We start from the raw sequence: 14,438 nt of genomic DNA on the forward strand, positions 1-14,438 counted from the left end.
AGATCAGGGGGATAGCGACCGCGACGATCTGAGAACGGCGCCCGCGACGATCAGGGGGACGGCTCGTCGTCGGTGTCCGGCGGCGGCGTCCCGTCTGCGGTCGGGTCCGGATCCGCGCCGAGCCCCGGGAGCTGCTGTTGAGTTGGGGCGCCGTTGTTCGAGAGCAGCCGCACCGTCTCCGCCAGCAGCGCGACGACGAGCGGCCCGACGACGAACCCGACCGCCCCGAGCGTGAGCAGGCCGCCGACGAAGCCGACGAAGTACACGGAGACGGGGAGGTCGGTGGCGCCGCCGGCGAGCCGCGGCCGGATCACCGCGTCGGGGACGAAGCCGACGAACACCAGCCCGACGACGAGGACGATCGCCGCGCGAAAGGCGTTGCCGGCGACGAGATCGACGACCGCCAGCGCGATGACGACGACGCTCGGTCCCAGCACCGGGACGAACTGGAGCACGGCGGCGACGACCGCGAGCGCGAACGGCGACTCGTATCCCAGCGCCGCGAACGTCACGAGCGCGACCACGAACGTCGCGATGGCCGTCGCCCCCTGCAGCACGTAGATGGCCCGCAGCGTCGACGCCGTGCGGCGGTGGAGCGCGAAGAGCACGTCGTGGTACTCGCCGGGACACAGCCGCAGCGCGGCCACGCGCGGCGCGTTCGGCTTCAGGAGGAGGCCGTACACGAGGATGACGAACACGACGAGCTTCAGCGCGATGACGGGGGCGGCCGCCGCCAGCGCGATCGCGAGCCCGCGGAGGGCCTCCTGGGCCGTCTGCAACAGCGGCGCGGTCTCCAGCACGTACACGAACGTCCCGAGGTCGACGACGATCCGCTCGGGGATCGCCCCGAGGAACGCGAGCAGGTCCAGGCGACGGCGGTACAACACGTACGCGAGCGGCAGAGCCAGCGCCACGACGCCGAGAAAGCCCGCGGCCGTGGCGGCGCCGGCGGCGACCCGGCCTGAGTAGCCGTAGCCGCTCACCGTCTCCCGGAAGGGATACAACACGTACGCGACGGTGACCGCGAACACGACCGTCGAGAGGACGCTCTCGAGCACCAACGCCGCGAGGACCAGGAGCCCGGCCAGCAGCGCCGCGAGCGCGGTCCGCCGACTGGGCTGCATACGCCTACCCCACACGGCTCGGTACAAAACGGTTGCCCGTGACCGACCGCCGTCGGTGCCTCCGGTTTCCAGCCGTGAACCGCGGGGGTTAATTATCTCCGGGTGTGACCACCGAGTAATGACAGACGAGACCGGACGCAGCAGGCGGCGGTTCCTCGGGGCGGTCGGCGCCGTCGGCGTCGCCGGGTTGGCCGGCTGTTCGGCCCAGCCCGTCGCCGACGAGGCGACGAGCGAGCCGCCGGCCACGACCGACGACCAGGTCACGACCGAGGGGACGACGACCGGCGAGCCGACCGAGTCGATGGCGGACACGCTCGTCGTGGCGACGTACCCGCCGTTCGTGGACGCGCCGTCGACGAGCCCCGGCGCGTGGCTGAAGCGGGAGTTCGAGTCCGAGTACGACGCGACGCTCGTGTTTCAGACGCCCGACTCCGAGCTCAACTACTACATCGAGCGCGCGGTGCAGGGGGTCGACTTCGAGGCGGACGTGTACGTCGGGCTCGACACCGGCCAGCTGATCGACGTGGACAGCCAGCGCGGCGAGGGGCAGTTCACGGGGTCGCTGTTCGCGGAGGCGAGCGATCTCGCCGGCGGCGACGCGATCAAGGACGGCCTCCGGTTCGACCCGCAGGGCAGGGCGGTGCCGTTCGACACCGGGTACATCTCGCTGGTGTGGAACGCGACGATGGACGGCGGCGAGTTCGTCGCCCCCGAGACGTTCGAGGAGCTGACACAGCCCGAGTTCGAGGGCGACCTCATCGCGCAGAACCCGACCACCTCCACGACCGGCGAGGCGTTCATGCTCCACACGATCGACGCCTTCGGCGAGGACGGCTACCTCGACTACTGGGACCGCCTGCAGGACAACGGCGTCACCGTGCTCGGCAACTGGTCGGACTCCTACTCCGCGTACCTCAACGAGGAGGCGCCGATGGTCGTCTCGTACTCCACCGACCAGGTGTTCGCCTCCGCCGAGGGCCAGGACCTCGACAAGCACCGGATCCGCTTCCTGAACGACCAGGGGTACGCCAACCCCGAGGGGATGGCCCGGTTCGCCGACAGCGACGCCCCCCGCCTTGCCAGACGGTTCATGGAGTTCATGCTCCGCCCCGAGATACAGGCCGGGATCGCCCAGCGCAACGTCGCGTTCCCGGCGATCACGGACGCGCCGCTGCCCGAGGACTACGCGCAGTACGCCAAGGAGCCGCCGGAGTCGGTCACCTTCACGTACGACGAACTCGAAGCCAACCTCGGGACATGGACCGACCAGTGGGCGCGGCGCTTCGCCGGCGGGTGAACGGCGTTCGGACGGCCGGTCCGACGAGCCTCGCCGAGCGGTTCGCGCTGCCCCTGTTGGCGGCCGTCACGGCCCTCCTGCTGACGCTGCTGTTCTACTACCCGGTCGCGACCGTGTTCGTCGACGCCGTCGTCGAGGACGGCCGGCTCACCTTCGCCCCCCTCGTCGAGGTGGTCACCGACGAGTTCTACCTCGGCCGCGTACTGGGGTTCACCGCCTACCAGGCGCTGCTGTCGACCCTGCTGAGCGTCCTGCTCGGGCTGCCGGGCGCGTGGGTGCTCGCGCGCTTCGAGTTCCGCGGACGCGACACGCTCCGGTCGGTGACGATGGTGCCGTTCGTCGTCCCGTCGGTGCTCGTCGCCGCGGCCTTCTACGCCACCTTCGGGGCGAGCGGAACGCTCAACGCCGCGCTGTCGGCGCTCGGCCTCCCGCCAGTGGACCTGCTCCCGTCGCTGGGGGCGATCCTCGTCGCGCACGCGTTCTACAACGCGCCGCTGGTGACGCGGGTCGTCGCCGCCGCGTGGGAGTCCGTCGACGCCGGAGCCGTCGAGACCGCCCGCTCGCTGGGTGCCTCGCGGCGGCGGGCGTTCCGCGACGTGGTGCTCCCGCAGTTGCTCCCGGCGATCTTGACGGGCGCGACGCTGACGTTCGTGTTCACGTTCGCGACGTTCGCCATCCCGCTGGCGCTCGGCGGCTCGCGGTACGCCACCATCGAGGTGTTCATCTACTCGGCCCGCCAGCAGCTGGAGTACGGCCGGGCCGCGTCGCTGGCGGCGCTCGAAACCGCCGTCTCGCTGTCGCTGATGATGCTGTACCTCCGATACGAGCGCGCGCAGGCGGCAGAGCGCCGCGGGATCCGGACGCTGGTTCGCCGGCCGCTGTGGCCCGATTCGTGGACCCGCGATCGAGCCCTCCGCCGGCTCGCGATCGGCGGCTACGCCGTCGTCGTCGCGCTCGTGTTCCTCGCGCCGCTCGCGAGCATGCTCTACGCCAGCGTCAGCGTCGACGGGCGGTTCACGCTCGACGCCTACCGGTTCCTCGTCGAGCGTCAGACCACCGGCGCCGCCTTCCAGGTGAAGCCGCTCCCGGCGATCGTCAACTCGCTCGTCTTCGGGGCGGCGACGCTCCTGGTCGCGGTCCCGCTGGGCGTCGTGATGGGGGTGCTCACGACCCGTCGGTTCCGCGGGCGCTGGCTCGTCGACGCGCTGTCGATGGCGCCGCTCGTGGTGTCGGGGATCGTCGTCGGCCTCGGGCTGCTCCGCGGGCTCGTGTTCGGGTTCGAGGCGTTCGGCTACCGGTTCACCGTCACCGGCGCCGTCGCCATCGTCGCCGCCCACGCCGTCGCCGCCTACCCGTTCGTCGTGCGGACGGTCGCGCCGCCGCTGGACTCGCTGGACCGGGCGCTCGTCGACTCGGCGCGGGCGCTGGGCGCCTCCCGGGCGCGGGCCGTCCTCGACGTGGAGCTGCCGCTCGTGTGGCCGGGCGTCGTCGCCGGCGCCGCCTTCGCGTTCGCCATCTCCATCGGCGAGTTCGACGCCACCGTCATCCTCGCGGAGGGCGGCGGCACCTACACCATGCCCGTCGCCGTCGAGCGCTTCATCGGCCGGCGGCTCGGCCCCGCGACGGCGATGGGCACCGTGTTGCTGGCGGTGACGGCCGCCTCCTTCGTCGTCATCGAGCGCGTCGGGGGTGAGTTCCGTGGGTGAAGCGCCCGAGCCGTCCGAGCGGTCCGAGCCGGCGGACCCGTCAGAGCCGCGCGAGCGGTCCGATCCGGCGGTTCGACTGGAGAACCTCCGGGTCGAATACGGGTCGACCACCGCGCTCGACGGCATCGATCTGGCGGTCGACGAGGGGGAGTTCTTCACGCTCGTCGGCCCCTCGGGATGCGGCAAAACCACCACACTGCGGTGTCTCGCGGGGTTCGAGGAGCCGACCGCCGGGTCGGTTCACATCGGCGGCGAGTCGATGGCGGGGGTTCCACCCGAAGCGAGGGGGGTCGGCGTCGTGTTCCAGAGCTACGCGCTGTTCCCCCACATGACCGTCGGCGAGAACGTCGCCTACGGCCTCCGCTTCTCGGGGGCGCCGGAGGGGACGACGACGGACGAGCGCGTGACGGAGCTGCTGGAGCTAGTCGATCTGTCGGGGTTCGCCGACCGCGACCCCGACACCCTCTCGGGGGGACAACAGCAGCGCGTGGCGCTGGCGCGGGCGCTGGCGCCCGAGCCGCGGCTGCTCCTGCTCGACGAGCCGATGTCGGCGCTGGACGCCCGCCTGCGCGAGCGGCTCCGGGTGCAGGTGCGGGCGATCCAGCGCGAACTCGACATCACGACGGTGTACGTCACCCACGACCAGGAGGAGGCGCTGTCGGTCTCCGACCGCGTCGCCGTGATCGACGACGGCGGGATCGAACAGATCGGCCCGCCCCGCGAGCTGTACGACGCGCCGGCGACGCGGTTCGTCGCGGAGTTCCTCGGCGACAACAACGTGTTCGCGGGGTCGGTCGGCGCGGCCGGCGGCGACCGCGCCCGCGACGCGGCGGCCGCCCGGGGGGACGGCGGCGACGGCTCCCTCCGCCTCCGCGTCGACGAGGGCGGGACGCTTCCGCTCCCGGCCGACGCCGTGGACGATGCCCGCGACGGCGACCGCCTCGTCGTCTGCGTACGTCCCGAACGGATCCGGGTCCGTGGCCAGCGCAACGACGACGACCGCGCCCGTGACGACGACCGCGGCCACGACAGCGACCGCAACGACCCCGAACCGGCGGCCGGCGGGGCACCGGACGGGGCGACCGATGCCGACACATGGCTGTCGGCGACCGTCGACGGGACCGAGTTCCTCGGGGACGCGACGCGGCTCCACTGCGACTGGGACGGGGGCGACGTGACCGCCCGGACCGACGGCCGGCGGTCGTTCGGGGTCGGCGAGGCGGTGACGCTGGGTGTCGACCCCGAGGACGTGCGCGTGGTCGAGCGGGAGTGACCGGACGGGCATCGGCCGATCAGTCCGCCCGTCACGACGGCAGCGACTCACGTGGTTTTTCGGGGGTCCCGGAGTCACGGGTTCCCATGAGCGAGACCCACGCGAGCGACGACGGGTGGGACAGGTCGATACGGGACCTGCTGCTCGTCTGGTTGGTCACGGTCGTCTCGGCGGGCTTCCTGTTGCTCGCCGGCGTGCTCGAACCGCTCATGGTGCTGATCGTCGGCGGGAGCCTCCTCGGCGGGGTGTCGATCCTGCTGGGCCGCGGGCCGCTCACCGTCGACGAGTCGACCCTGGTAGCCGACGAGGACGGTCCCGATACTGGGAGCGGTAACGACGAGGGGAACGGTTCGTCCGACAAGTGAGTCGGCTGCGACGGCCGGTTACGGCGCCACGCCGACGGTGAGCAGCGTCCCGAGCTCGCGGTAGCGCTCGACCATCGCCTCGCGCGTGTCCCACGAGTCGGTGGGGAACTCCTCGGCCGGCGGGATGTCGGTCTCGCGGTCGGCGACGTTGTCCTGTTCGGCGACGTGGAGGCCGGCCTCCCGGAATGCGTCGCGGTACTGGGCGGCGTCCCAGCGGGTCATGTCGACGGAGATGGTGTCCTGCCAGCCGTGGCTGTGGACGTTCTCCTCGTAGTAGTTGACCGCGCAGTAGAACGTCCCGCCGGGCTTCAGCACGCGCGCGACCTCCCGCAGCGTCTCGTCGGGGTCGTCGCTGTAGTAGAACGCCTCCATCGTGACCGCGTGATCCAGCGAGTCGTCCGCGAAGGGGAGGTGGCCGAAGTCGCCGACGACGAACCCCAGGTCGGCGGCCGGCGCCGCGTCGAGGGCGTACTCGCGGGCGTTGCGGGCCATCTCGGGGGCGCCGTCGAGCCCGTAGCCGCGGGTCATCCCCGTGGACTCGGCGAGCGCGCGCAGCGCGTAGCCGCTGCCGGTGCCCAGATCGAGCACGCGGTCGCCGTCCTCGACGGGCATCCGCGCGAGCACGTGTTTGGCGGTGTGCCAGTGACGCTCCTCCATCCCCCTGTCGCGGCCGTCCGCGGCCCAGGCGTCGAACTCGTCGCGAACGCTCATGCCCGCGGGTTCGCTCCCCGGACCTAATATCCCGCCGGTGTCGCTCGCGGCGGGACCGGGCAAGGCGGTCGAGGCAGGCGGGGCGGGTGGGGCGGGCGGGGTGAGGCTGTCGACGCGGGGTGAGGCTTTAGGGTGGACGCGGGCCAATCGGGGGGTATGCACGTCCGGGACGCGGTGGAGGCGGACGCCGAGGCGCTGGCGGCGATCGCCGACGCTCCGTCGGATGCGATGCGGGGACTCGTCCACGACCGGACGGTTCGCGTCGCCGTCGAGGAGGAGGCTGCGACCGACCCGAACGAGGACGTCGACGCCGACCCGGCCGACCTCCTGGGGTTCGTCAGCTTCGACGTCCGCGCCGACACCGTCCACGTCACGCAGTTCGGGGGGACGCGCGAGGCGGCCGAGCGGCTGCTCGCCGAGCCCCTGCGATTCGCCGCCGGCGAGGGGATGGCCGTCGAACTGCTCGTGGTCGAGGGCGAGGACGACCTCCGCACGGCCGCCGAGCGGGCCGGGTTCGAGGCGGACGGCCCGGGACCCCGCTTCGAGGGGAAGGCGACGACGCGATACCGCGTGGAGGAGGCATAGCGGGGCGACGCGTCGCCGTCCGTGCCTGAGTCGGGCGTCAGCGCGTGCACGTCACCCCGACGGCAAGTGTGACGCCCCATGGCTTCGGGTGGAACCGATGGCCCGGGAGAGACGTGAGTCGGGCGCCGGTGCGCCTCAAACGAACTTCCGGACCATCATGTCCAGCGTGTCCAGATCGAGGATCGGCGCGTGGGCCACGTCGGGGTCGATGTTGACGGACTTCTGGAAGTCGGTCTGGGCCTGCCAGCAGCCGGAGTTGACCGCGAGGACGTTGTGGTACTTGCCCCACCCGAGCTTGTGGACGTGGCCGGTGTGGAACACGTCCGGCACCTCGTCGATGACGAGGTAGTCGCGCTCCTCGGGTGCGACGCGGGTCTTCCCGCCGAACTGCGGGGCGACGTGGCGTTTCTTGAGGAGCTGGTACATCGCCTTGTGCGGCTCGTCGTAGCTGGCTTTCTCCTCGGGCAACTCGGCGATCACCTCGTCGAGGGAGACGCCGTGATACATCAGGACCGAGACGCCCTCCACGTCGACCACCGCGGGGTTGCTCACGATCTGGGGGTCGTGCGCGCTCATGATCCCGCGAAGCTCCTCGTCGAACCCCGGCTGCGGCTCGGCGAGGCGAACCGCGTCGTGGTTCCCGGGGATCATCACGATCTCCATGTCGCCGGGGACCTCCTTCAGGTGCTCCGAGAACGTCTCGTACTGGTCGTAGATGTCGACGATGTCGAGCTCCTCGTCCTGGTTCGGGTAGACGCCGACGCCCTCGACCATGTCGCCGGCGATGAGCAGGTACTCGACGGTCTCGGCCTCCTCGGTGTGGAGCCAGTCGGCGAACCGGCCCCACGCGTCCGCGAGGAACTCCTGGGAGCCGACGTGCACGTCCGAGATGAGCGCCGCCTGCACGTGACGGTCGGCGGTGCTCGGCCGGTACGTCCGGGGAACGTCTGGGAAGTGGATCGCGTCGACGAAGACGATGCCCGCGTCGTCCGCGAGCGTTCCCGAGACCGCGATACACTCGTCCATGAGCAGTTCGTCCACCAGGTCCGCGATGTCGCGGTCCTTCATCACGAGACACGGGAACGTCCCGGTGGTGTCCTCCAACTCGACGAGCCAGTGGCCCGACGCGGTCGATCTGATGTCGTTGACGAGACCGATCAGCTCCACGTCGGCGCCGCCGCCCATCGCCTCGATGGAGTCGGCGGGGCGGTGATTGACGCGGCCCCGAAGCTGTCCCGAGAGCCGCTCGTAGCGGTCGCGGAACACGCCGACGAACTCGTCGTACGCGCCCGTCCCGGTCGACGCCCCGGTCATGTCGTTCGCGACGACGGGCGGGTTCGGGGAGCGAGCGCCGGCTCCGGTCCCCTTCGTTTCGTCTGGATCCGTCTCGGCGTCCTGGTGCGGTTCTCTGGCGGGGGTTCCACTCGAAACGGAGGGGTCTTCTCGTGCGGGGTCGTCCGTCGTCGCCGAGGAGGCAGTGTCGGTCGCAGTTGAGCCGGTGTCGGTCGACGGGGGCGACCGATTCGCGCCGTCGACCTGTTTGGGATCCGGAACCGGCTCGGCTTCGAGCGCCTCCCGGACGTGGTCCGTGGTGAGGACGAGCGCGTCCTCGGGTGCGGCCTCGATGGCCGACTCGAGGGCGAGCTCGGGCGACGACGACTCGGCGATGAGGGTGACGGCCTCCCGCTCGGCGTTGTACCCGCGGCGGGCGAGCGCCTGCACGACTCGGGAGGACGTCTCCAGCGGCACGACCGACGGTCCGCCGGGCGCGGGCAAAAGGATAGCGGAGGGCGACCGCGGCCGACCGTACCGATGCGCTCCGGCGTGCGAGAACCTAACAGAAGCTTCAACACCGGTCGCCGGGTTCGGTTGAGTAATGAGCGACGAGGGGCGGTCGCCCGACGACCCGCTGTCACGGTTCCTCCACGCGGAGACGGGCGCGGCGGTGTTCGTCCGCGAGGTGCTCACGTCGGTGCTCGCAGTCGCGCTGATCGGACTCCTGTTGTTCGCCGTCTCGGGCGTCTGGCCCCCGATGGTCGCCGTCGAGTCCGGGAGCATGGAACCGCACATGGAGCGCGGCGACCTCGTGTTCATCACGGAACCCGACCGGTTCTCTCCCGAGTTCGCACACGGCGACACCGGGATCGTCACCTACGAGACCGGCGCCTCGGAGGGCTACGGTACCTTCGGCGAGCCGGGATCCGTGATCGTGTATCACCCGCCCGGGTCCGGCGGCTCGCCGATCATTCACCGGGCGCGGCTGCACGTCGAGGAGGGGGAAAACTGGGTCGACCGCGCGAACCCCGACTACCTCCCCGCGACCTCGTGTGAGGGAATTTCCGCCTGTCCGGCCCCGTACGACGGGTTCATCACGAAAGGCGACGCCAACGCCGAGTACGACCAGGTGAGCGGCATCGCCCCCGTCGTGAAATCCGAGTGGATCCACGGCGTCGCGCGCGTTCGCGTCCCGTATCTCGGGTACGTTCGGCTCGTCTTCTCCGAGGCGATACTCGTGCAGTCGAACGGGGCGGGAGACGGACTGGTGAGCGCATCCGACTCCGGTGGCGACGCTTCCGAACCCAGTGGCGAGGGTGCCGGCGCGGTCGAGCCGCCGACGGCCGAGTCGAACACGACGCCGACGGCCGAACCGACCATGACCGTGCAGGCGACTCCGGTCACCGGTTCGACCGGGGGGACGCCGACCGCCATGCCCGCATAGGGAGCGGCACCATCGCTCGCCAGCGACGGTCCGTGGATCGAAACCGGATCCTGACCGGGACCAACCCAGGAACCCGGAAGAAGAGTAGTGTTTCGTGTGGAGTCGATACTGGATCCGGAATACCGTACTGGAGACAGATATCGGAGTCGAAATGAAGGGGTGTCAACCGAGGGATCGATTCCAGGTCGGGTCGAGTCGGGTTGGGTCGACCGGCGGGCGTGCGGGGGTGGTGAGCCGGGAACCGCTCAGTTGTCGAATCGGGCCTGAACGAACGGCTGGACGTCCTCGATGTCGCCGAGGCGGGAGTCCGACAGCAGGACCGCCTCGGTCTCGTCGATGGGGACCGACAGGGAGATCTCCTTGGTCCGGCCGTAGCGACCCTTCGAGACGACGACGGCGTTGACGATCCCCAGCATGTCGAGTTCGGAGATGAGGTCGGTGACGCGACGCTGGGTGAGCACGTCGGCGTCGATCTCCTCACAGAGCCGCTTGTAGATGTTGAACACCTCGCCGGTGTTGACATTGTGGACGCCGTTCTGCTCCAGCAGGATGATCGAAAAGAGGACGATCTTGCTTTGGGTCGGGAGCGTCCGAACGACCTCGACGACGCGGTCCAACTCGATCTTGTCCTGCGCCTGCCGGACGTGCGCCTCCTCGACGAGGTCGGCCTGCGAGCGCTCGGCGAGTTCGCCCGCGGTGCGCAGCAGGTCGAGCGCCCGCCGAGCGTCGCCGTGTTCCTGCGCGGCGAAGGCGGCACACAGCGGGATCACGTCCTCGGTGAGCGCGTCGCCCTTGAACGCGATGTCGGAACGGTGCTGGAGAATGTCCCGTAGCTGGTTCGCGTCGTACGGCGGGAAGACGATCTCCTCCTCGCCGAGGCTCGACTTGACGCGGGGGTCGAGGAAGTCGGTGAACTTCAGGTCGTTCGAGATCCCCATGATGGAGATCCGGGAGTTCTCCAGTTCGGAGTTCATCCGCGAGAGGTTGTACAGCGTGTCGTCGCCGGACTTCTCGACGAGTTTGTCGATCTCGTCGAGCATGATGACGACGACGCGCTCGTGATAGTCGACGGCGTCGAAGAACGTCGAGTAGACGCGGTCGGTCGGCCATCCGGTCATCGGCACCTCCTCCATCTCCTCGCGGTCGGACTCGAGGTCGGCGATGCGGTCGTCGACATCGGAGACCGAGGCGAACTCGGTCCCGTCGAGCGCGCTGTCGTCGTCGGTAGCCGCGGAGCGAAGGTCGCGAAGGTCGTCGAGCTGGTCGTCGATGACCGTCTCGTTCTTCTCGATGAACTTGTTCGCGAGCTGCGCGAGCACGCGGTACTGGGTGTCGGTCACCTCGCAGTTGATGTACTCGACCTCGCAGGGAACGTCGTACTTCTGACTGGTCGATTCGAGTTCCTGTGAGACGAACTTCGCCGAGGCCGTCTTTCCCGTCCCCGTTTTCCCGTAGATGAGGATGTTCGACGGCGTCTCCCCGCGCAACGCGGACACGAGGATCGTCGCCATCTTGTTGATCTGGTCCTTCCGGTGAGGGAGCTCGTGGGGCGTGTAGGAGGGGCGAAGCACCTCCTTGTTCTCGAAGATCGGCTCGCCCGAGAGGAGGTCGTCGAACAGCCCGGTGCTGGCTTCGTCGTCCTCGTCCGACAGCACCTCGTCGACGTCGAGATCCACGTCCGTTCGCGACCGCGACCCGGACCCGAAGTTGAACGACGTTCCGTCCGCGCCGACATCCGCGTCGCCGTCGGTGTCCCGGCCGGTGTTGTAGTCGCCGTGGTCGGCGTCATCGCCGTCGTCGTGGTCGGCCGCGTCGCCGTCGGCCGCGTCGCGGGCGTCGTCGGTATGGTCGGTTTCGTCGCTACGGTCGTAGCCGGCGTCGTTGTCCCCGTTGTGGCCTCCCTTCCCGTTCTCGCCATCGTCCGCGACGGACGTTCCGGTCGGCGTGGAATCCGGTTCCACCCCGGATCCTCGTTCTGTCTCGCGGACAGATTCTGATTCGACTTCCGGTTCGGATTCGGATTCGGGTTCGGAACGAGGCTTCGGATCGGAGCCGGCGCTACCGCTCTCCGTGTCGGACGGCCGCCCGTCACTTCGGGTGGAGTCGTCGTTCTCGTCGGAGTGCGTCGTCGCATCCGACCGGTCGTCGGTACCGTCGTCGTTCGGGCTGTGTTCCGGCTCTTCGTCCCGTGTCATCCGTTCGTTGAACCCCTTTGTTTCGACTGGAACATTCATCGGGCACCTGCCGGATCGGGGGCTCTCACCCGGTATTTCGGGGATATTGAGCCCGGACAGGTGACCGACCGCGTCCAGATGATGCAACCGAAGAGGATGGACAGCCTGTTAAAAAACGTTACTGTTTGGTCGAAGCCCCGCCGAACGTGTGAGATCGGAACTCGTCGTTCCTCGTTGTTCCTCGTCGTTCGACGGGAAGGGAGGGTCTCTCGGGCCGGAAGATATCACGGTGGGATCCCCAATTCGGGAACTGATTCGATCTCGGTCGCCCGACGATCGGAACGGGAATCGGTTGCTGAAGTGACGGGTCGTCGGTAATCAGGGTTGTAGCATTGAGTCTATCGTCGGATCCCAGTTCGGCCCGGCCGAACGACTGACACGGGCTCGGGCGACGAGGTGGTCTAGTGACCCATCGTGAGGAGTCACCCGTATCGTGGCCCATGTCACCGAGAACCGCGGTCCGTATCGCCGGGCGACCGGATCCGTAACTGGATTCGACTAGAAACCTTCCCGCATGAGTCGAACGGGTAGCCGTTCCAGGACCCGGAGACGGTCCCCGTTCGACGGCCCCCCACCCCTTCGTTTCTGGTGGAACGACCTACCGGAGGGGTGGGGGAGGGTGTCGCTAGATGCCGGCATCTTTATTACAAATCCCATCTAACAATATCCGCACGACTAGCAGATATATTTTGTTTGGGTCGGTATGGGTTCTAGAAAACTCGCCGCGGACATCCCTACCCACCTCGTCCGACGAGTTCCACACGAAATGGAGGGGTGGGGGTGGTCGGAAATCCGTCCTCTGCTGCCCGTCACCCGAGCCGCACAAGTGACATCCGACCTCGACTCGTGTCGTTTGAACGTCTTGTAAGTGAATACTGTGACAGTGTATCGACGATTCGGCGAACGGACCTGATCTCCGCCTGCTAGCGGTTCTTCCTAGCATCCACTTCGGAAGTGATTCGTCCCGTCTCGTCCCAACCACTACTCTCTCCCCTACTTCACTTCCACTCTCATTCCGGTCTTCTCTTTATCCGGGTTCTATCCTATTCCCGGCCTTTCCTACTCCCGGTTCTATCCTACTCTCGATCTACTCCCGAACTCCGATCGTACTCCTACCCTACTGGACACGCGCACGCGACGATGCATCGCGGTCCACCGGCGAGTATCCCCTTCTGTAGCCTCCTGTTTCCACACGCGACAAGACACGCGACAAGTCCACTTCGCAGTGGTTCACTCGCGGCCAGTTACATACCGGTTGGCTGTTCGTACTACCCGTTCGTCGGCAGGAAACCCTGGCGTAACCCGTCTGACGTAGTGCTTAAGTGGCGCGGATGGTTTGGGGCGATAACGCCCTCCACGCGGGACGGAGGGAAACGGAGGCCAGGATGGGTCTGCTCACCAATCTCAGGGACAGTATTACACGGGTCACCGATCGGCTCTTCGCCGACGACGAGCCCAAACGGATCGGGATATACGGCCCGCCGAACGCGGGCAAGACGACGCTGGCGAACCGGATCGCCCGCGACTGGACCGGCGACGCCGTCGGTCCCGAGAGTCACATCCCACACGAGACGCGTCGCGCGCGAAGGAAGGAGAACGTCGAGATCGAACGGAACGGCAAGACGGTCACCATCGACATCGTGGACACACCCGGCGTGACGACGAAGGTCGACTACAAGGAGTTCCTCGACCACGACATGGAGAAGGAGGACGCCGTCAAGCGGTCGCGGGAGGCGACCGAGGGCGTCGCGGAGGCGATGCACTGGCTCCGCGAGGACGTCGACGGCGTCATATACGTGCTCGACTCCACGACCGACCCGTTCACGCAGGTCAACACGATGCTCATCGGGATCATCGAGAGCCAGGACCTCCCGGTGCTCATCTTCGCGAACAAGGTCGACCTCGACGAGGCGGACGTGAAGCGTATCGACGACGCGTTCCCGCAACACGAGACGGTGCCGCTGTCGGCGCTGGAGGGGGACAACATGGACGAAGTGTACGAGAAGATCGCGGAGTACTTCGGATAATGCCCGAGGCGACCACACCGGAAGACGGGGAGGACGGCGTCCGCATCGACCTGATCAGCGGCGCCCGGATGGAGGGGCTCACCTCGATGGAGAAGATCCGGCTCATCCTCGACTCCGTCCGCGACGGCGACATCGTCGTCCTCGAGGCCGGGCTCTCTCCGGAGGAGGAGTCGAAGCTCATCGAGGTCACGATGACCGAGATCAGCCCCGACGACTTCTCGGGCATCGAGATCGAGACGTACCCGACGAGCGGGCAGCCCAACCAGGGGCTCGTCGGTCGCCTCCTCGGCAAGGAGGAGACCGCCAACAAGCTGACCGTGATCGGGCCGGCGAACCAGATCGAGACGCTGCACAAGGACGAGGACCTCATCAGCGCGCTCGTCTCCCGGAAGTAACC

Annotated in this window: 12 protein-coding genes; 8 read left to right on the forward strand and 4 right to left on the reverse strand. The window is 68.5% G+C overall.

Going from position 1 to position 14,438, the window contains the following annotated elements; translation table 11 throughout:
• Positions 1-50: 50 nt before the first annotated feature.
• Positions 51-1,124 carry an AI-2E family transporter gene (locus tag K6T50_RS08735; protein WP_222606241.1) on the reverse strand — a complete coding sequence of 358 codons (1,074 nt, stop codon included), beginning with the start codon at positions 1,122-1,124 and terminating at the stop codon, positions 51-53.
• Positions 1,125-1,242: 118 nt separating this feature from the next.
• Here K6T50_RS08735 and K6T50_RS08740 point away from each other — a divergent pair, with 118 nt between their 5' ends.
• The 4 genes from K6T50_RS08740 to K6T50_RS08755 all read left to right on the forward strand — a co-directional run bounded on the left by K6T50_RS08740 (position 1,243) and on the right by K6T50_RS08755 (position 5,765).
• Positions 1,243-2,421 carry a thiamine ABC transporter substrate-binding protein gene (locus tag K6T50_RS08740; protein ID WP_222606242.1) on the forward strand — a complete coding sequence of 393 codons (1,179 nt, stop codon included), beginning with the start codon at positions 1,243-1,245 and terminating at the stop codon, positions 2,419-2,421.
• Positions 2,382-4,127 (forward strand): ABC transporter permease, encoded by a 1,746-nt coding sequence (locus K6T50_RS08745; RefSeq protein WP_222606243.1) that lies wholly within the window; start codon positions 2,382-2,384, stop codon positions 4,125-4,127. Before K6T50_RS08740 ends, K6T50_RS08745 begins: the two co-directional genes overlap by 40 nt.
• A complete protein-coding gene (locus tag K6T50_RS08750) occupies positions 4,120-5,400 on the forward strand; it encodes an ABC transporter ATP-binding protein (protein WP_425601378.1) in 1,281 nt (426 codons plus the stop codon). Before K6T50_RS08745 ends, K6T50_RS08750 begins: the two co-directional genes overlap by 8 nt.
• A gap of 86 nt (positions 5,401-5,486) precedes the next feature.
• Positions 5,487-5,765 (forward strand): hypothetical protein, encoded by a 279-nt coding sequence (locus K6T50_RS08755; protein ID WP_222606245.1) that lies wholly within the window; start codon positions 5,487-5,489, stop codon positions 5,763-5,765.
• An 18-nt stretch (positions 5,766-5,783) separates the two neighbouring features.
• On the opposite strand, the gene K6T50_RS08760 is transcribed toward K6T50_RS08755, so the two are convergent.
• Positions 5,784-6,476 carry a class I SAM-dependent methyltransferase gene (locus K6T50_RS08760; protein ID WP_222606246.1) on the reverse strand — a complete coding sequence of 231 codons (693 nt, stop codon included), beginning with the start codon at positions 6,474-6,476 and terminating at the stop codon, positions 5,784-5,786.
• Positions 6,477-6,632: 156 nt separating this feature from the next.
• On the opposite strand from K6T50_RS08760, the gene K6T50_RS08765 reads away from it, so the two are divergent.
• A complete protein-coding gene (locus K6T50_RS08765; protein WP_222606247.1) occupies positions 6,633-7,061 on the forward strand; it encodes a hypothetical protein in 429 nt (142 codons plus the stop codon).
• 135 nt (positions 7,062-7,196) lie between these two features.
• Here the strand turns inward: K6T50_RS08765 and K6T50_RS08770 are convergent, their stop codons facing one another.
• Complete coding sequence (locus K6T50_RS08770) at positions 7,197-8,810, reverse strand: DNA-directed DNA polymerase II small subunit (protein ID WP_222606248.1); 1,614 nt, start codon at positions 8,808-8,810, stop codon at positions 7,197-7,199.
• 127 nt (positions 8,811-8,937) lie between these two features.
• On the opposite strand from K6T50_RS08770, the gene K6T50_RS08775 reads away from it, so the two are divergent.
• The gene (locus K6T50_RS08775; protein WP_222606249.1) at positions 8,938-9,780 is read left to right on the forward strand and encodes a S24/S26 family peptidase; all 843 of its coding nucleotides are present in this window, start codon (positions 8,938-8,940) and stop codon (positions 9,778-9,780) included.
• Positions 9,781-10,025: 245 nt separating this feature from the next.
• Here the strand turns inward: K6T50_RS08775 and K6T50_RS08780 are convergent, their stop codons facing one another.
• Entirely contained in the window at positions 10,026-11,741 is a 1,716-nt protein-coding gene (locus K6T50_RS08780; RefSeq protein ID WP_425601379.1) for a Cdc6/Cdc18 family protein, read from the reverse strand.
• Between the two features lie 1,658 nt (positions 11,742-13,399).
• On the opposite strand from K6T50_RS08780, the gene K6T50_RS08785 reads away from it, so the two are divergent.
• Together K6T50_RS08785 and K6T50_RS08790 are read left to right on the forward strand one after the other, a co-directional pair.
• Positions 13,400-14,041, forward strand: coding sequence for an Era-like GTP-binding protein (locus K6T50_RS08785; protein WP_222606251.1), 642 nt, complete (start codon positions 13,400-13,402; stop codon positions 14,039-14,041).
• Positions 14,041-14,436: a DUF2073 domain-containing protein gene (locus tag K6T50_RS08790; RefSeq protein ID WP_222606252.1), complete on the forward strand. Its 396-nt coding sequence runs from the start codon at positions 14,041-14,043 to the stop codon at positions 14,434-14,436. Before K6T50_RS08785 ends, K6T50_RS08790 begins: the two co-directional genes overlap by 1 nt.
• Positions 14,437-14,438 lie beyond the last annotated feature (2 nt).

The sequence above is a fragment of the Halobaculum magnesiiphilum genome (genome assembly GCF_019823105.1).
Lineage (GTDB): Archaea > Halobacteriota > Halobacteria > Halobacteriales > Haloferacaceae > Halobaculum > Halobaculum magnesiiphilum.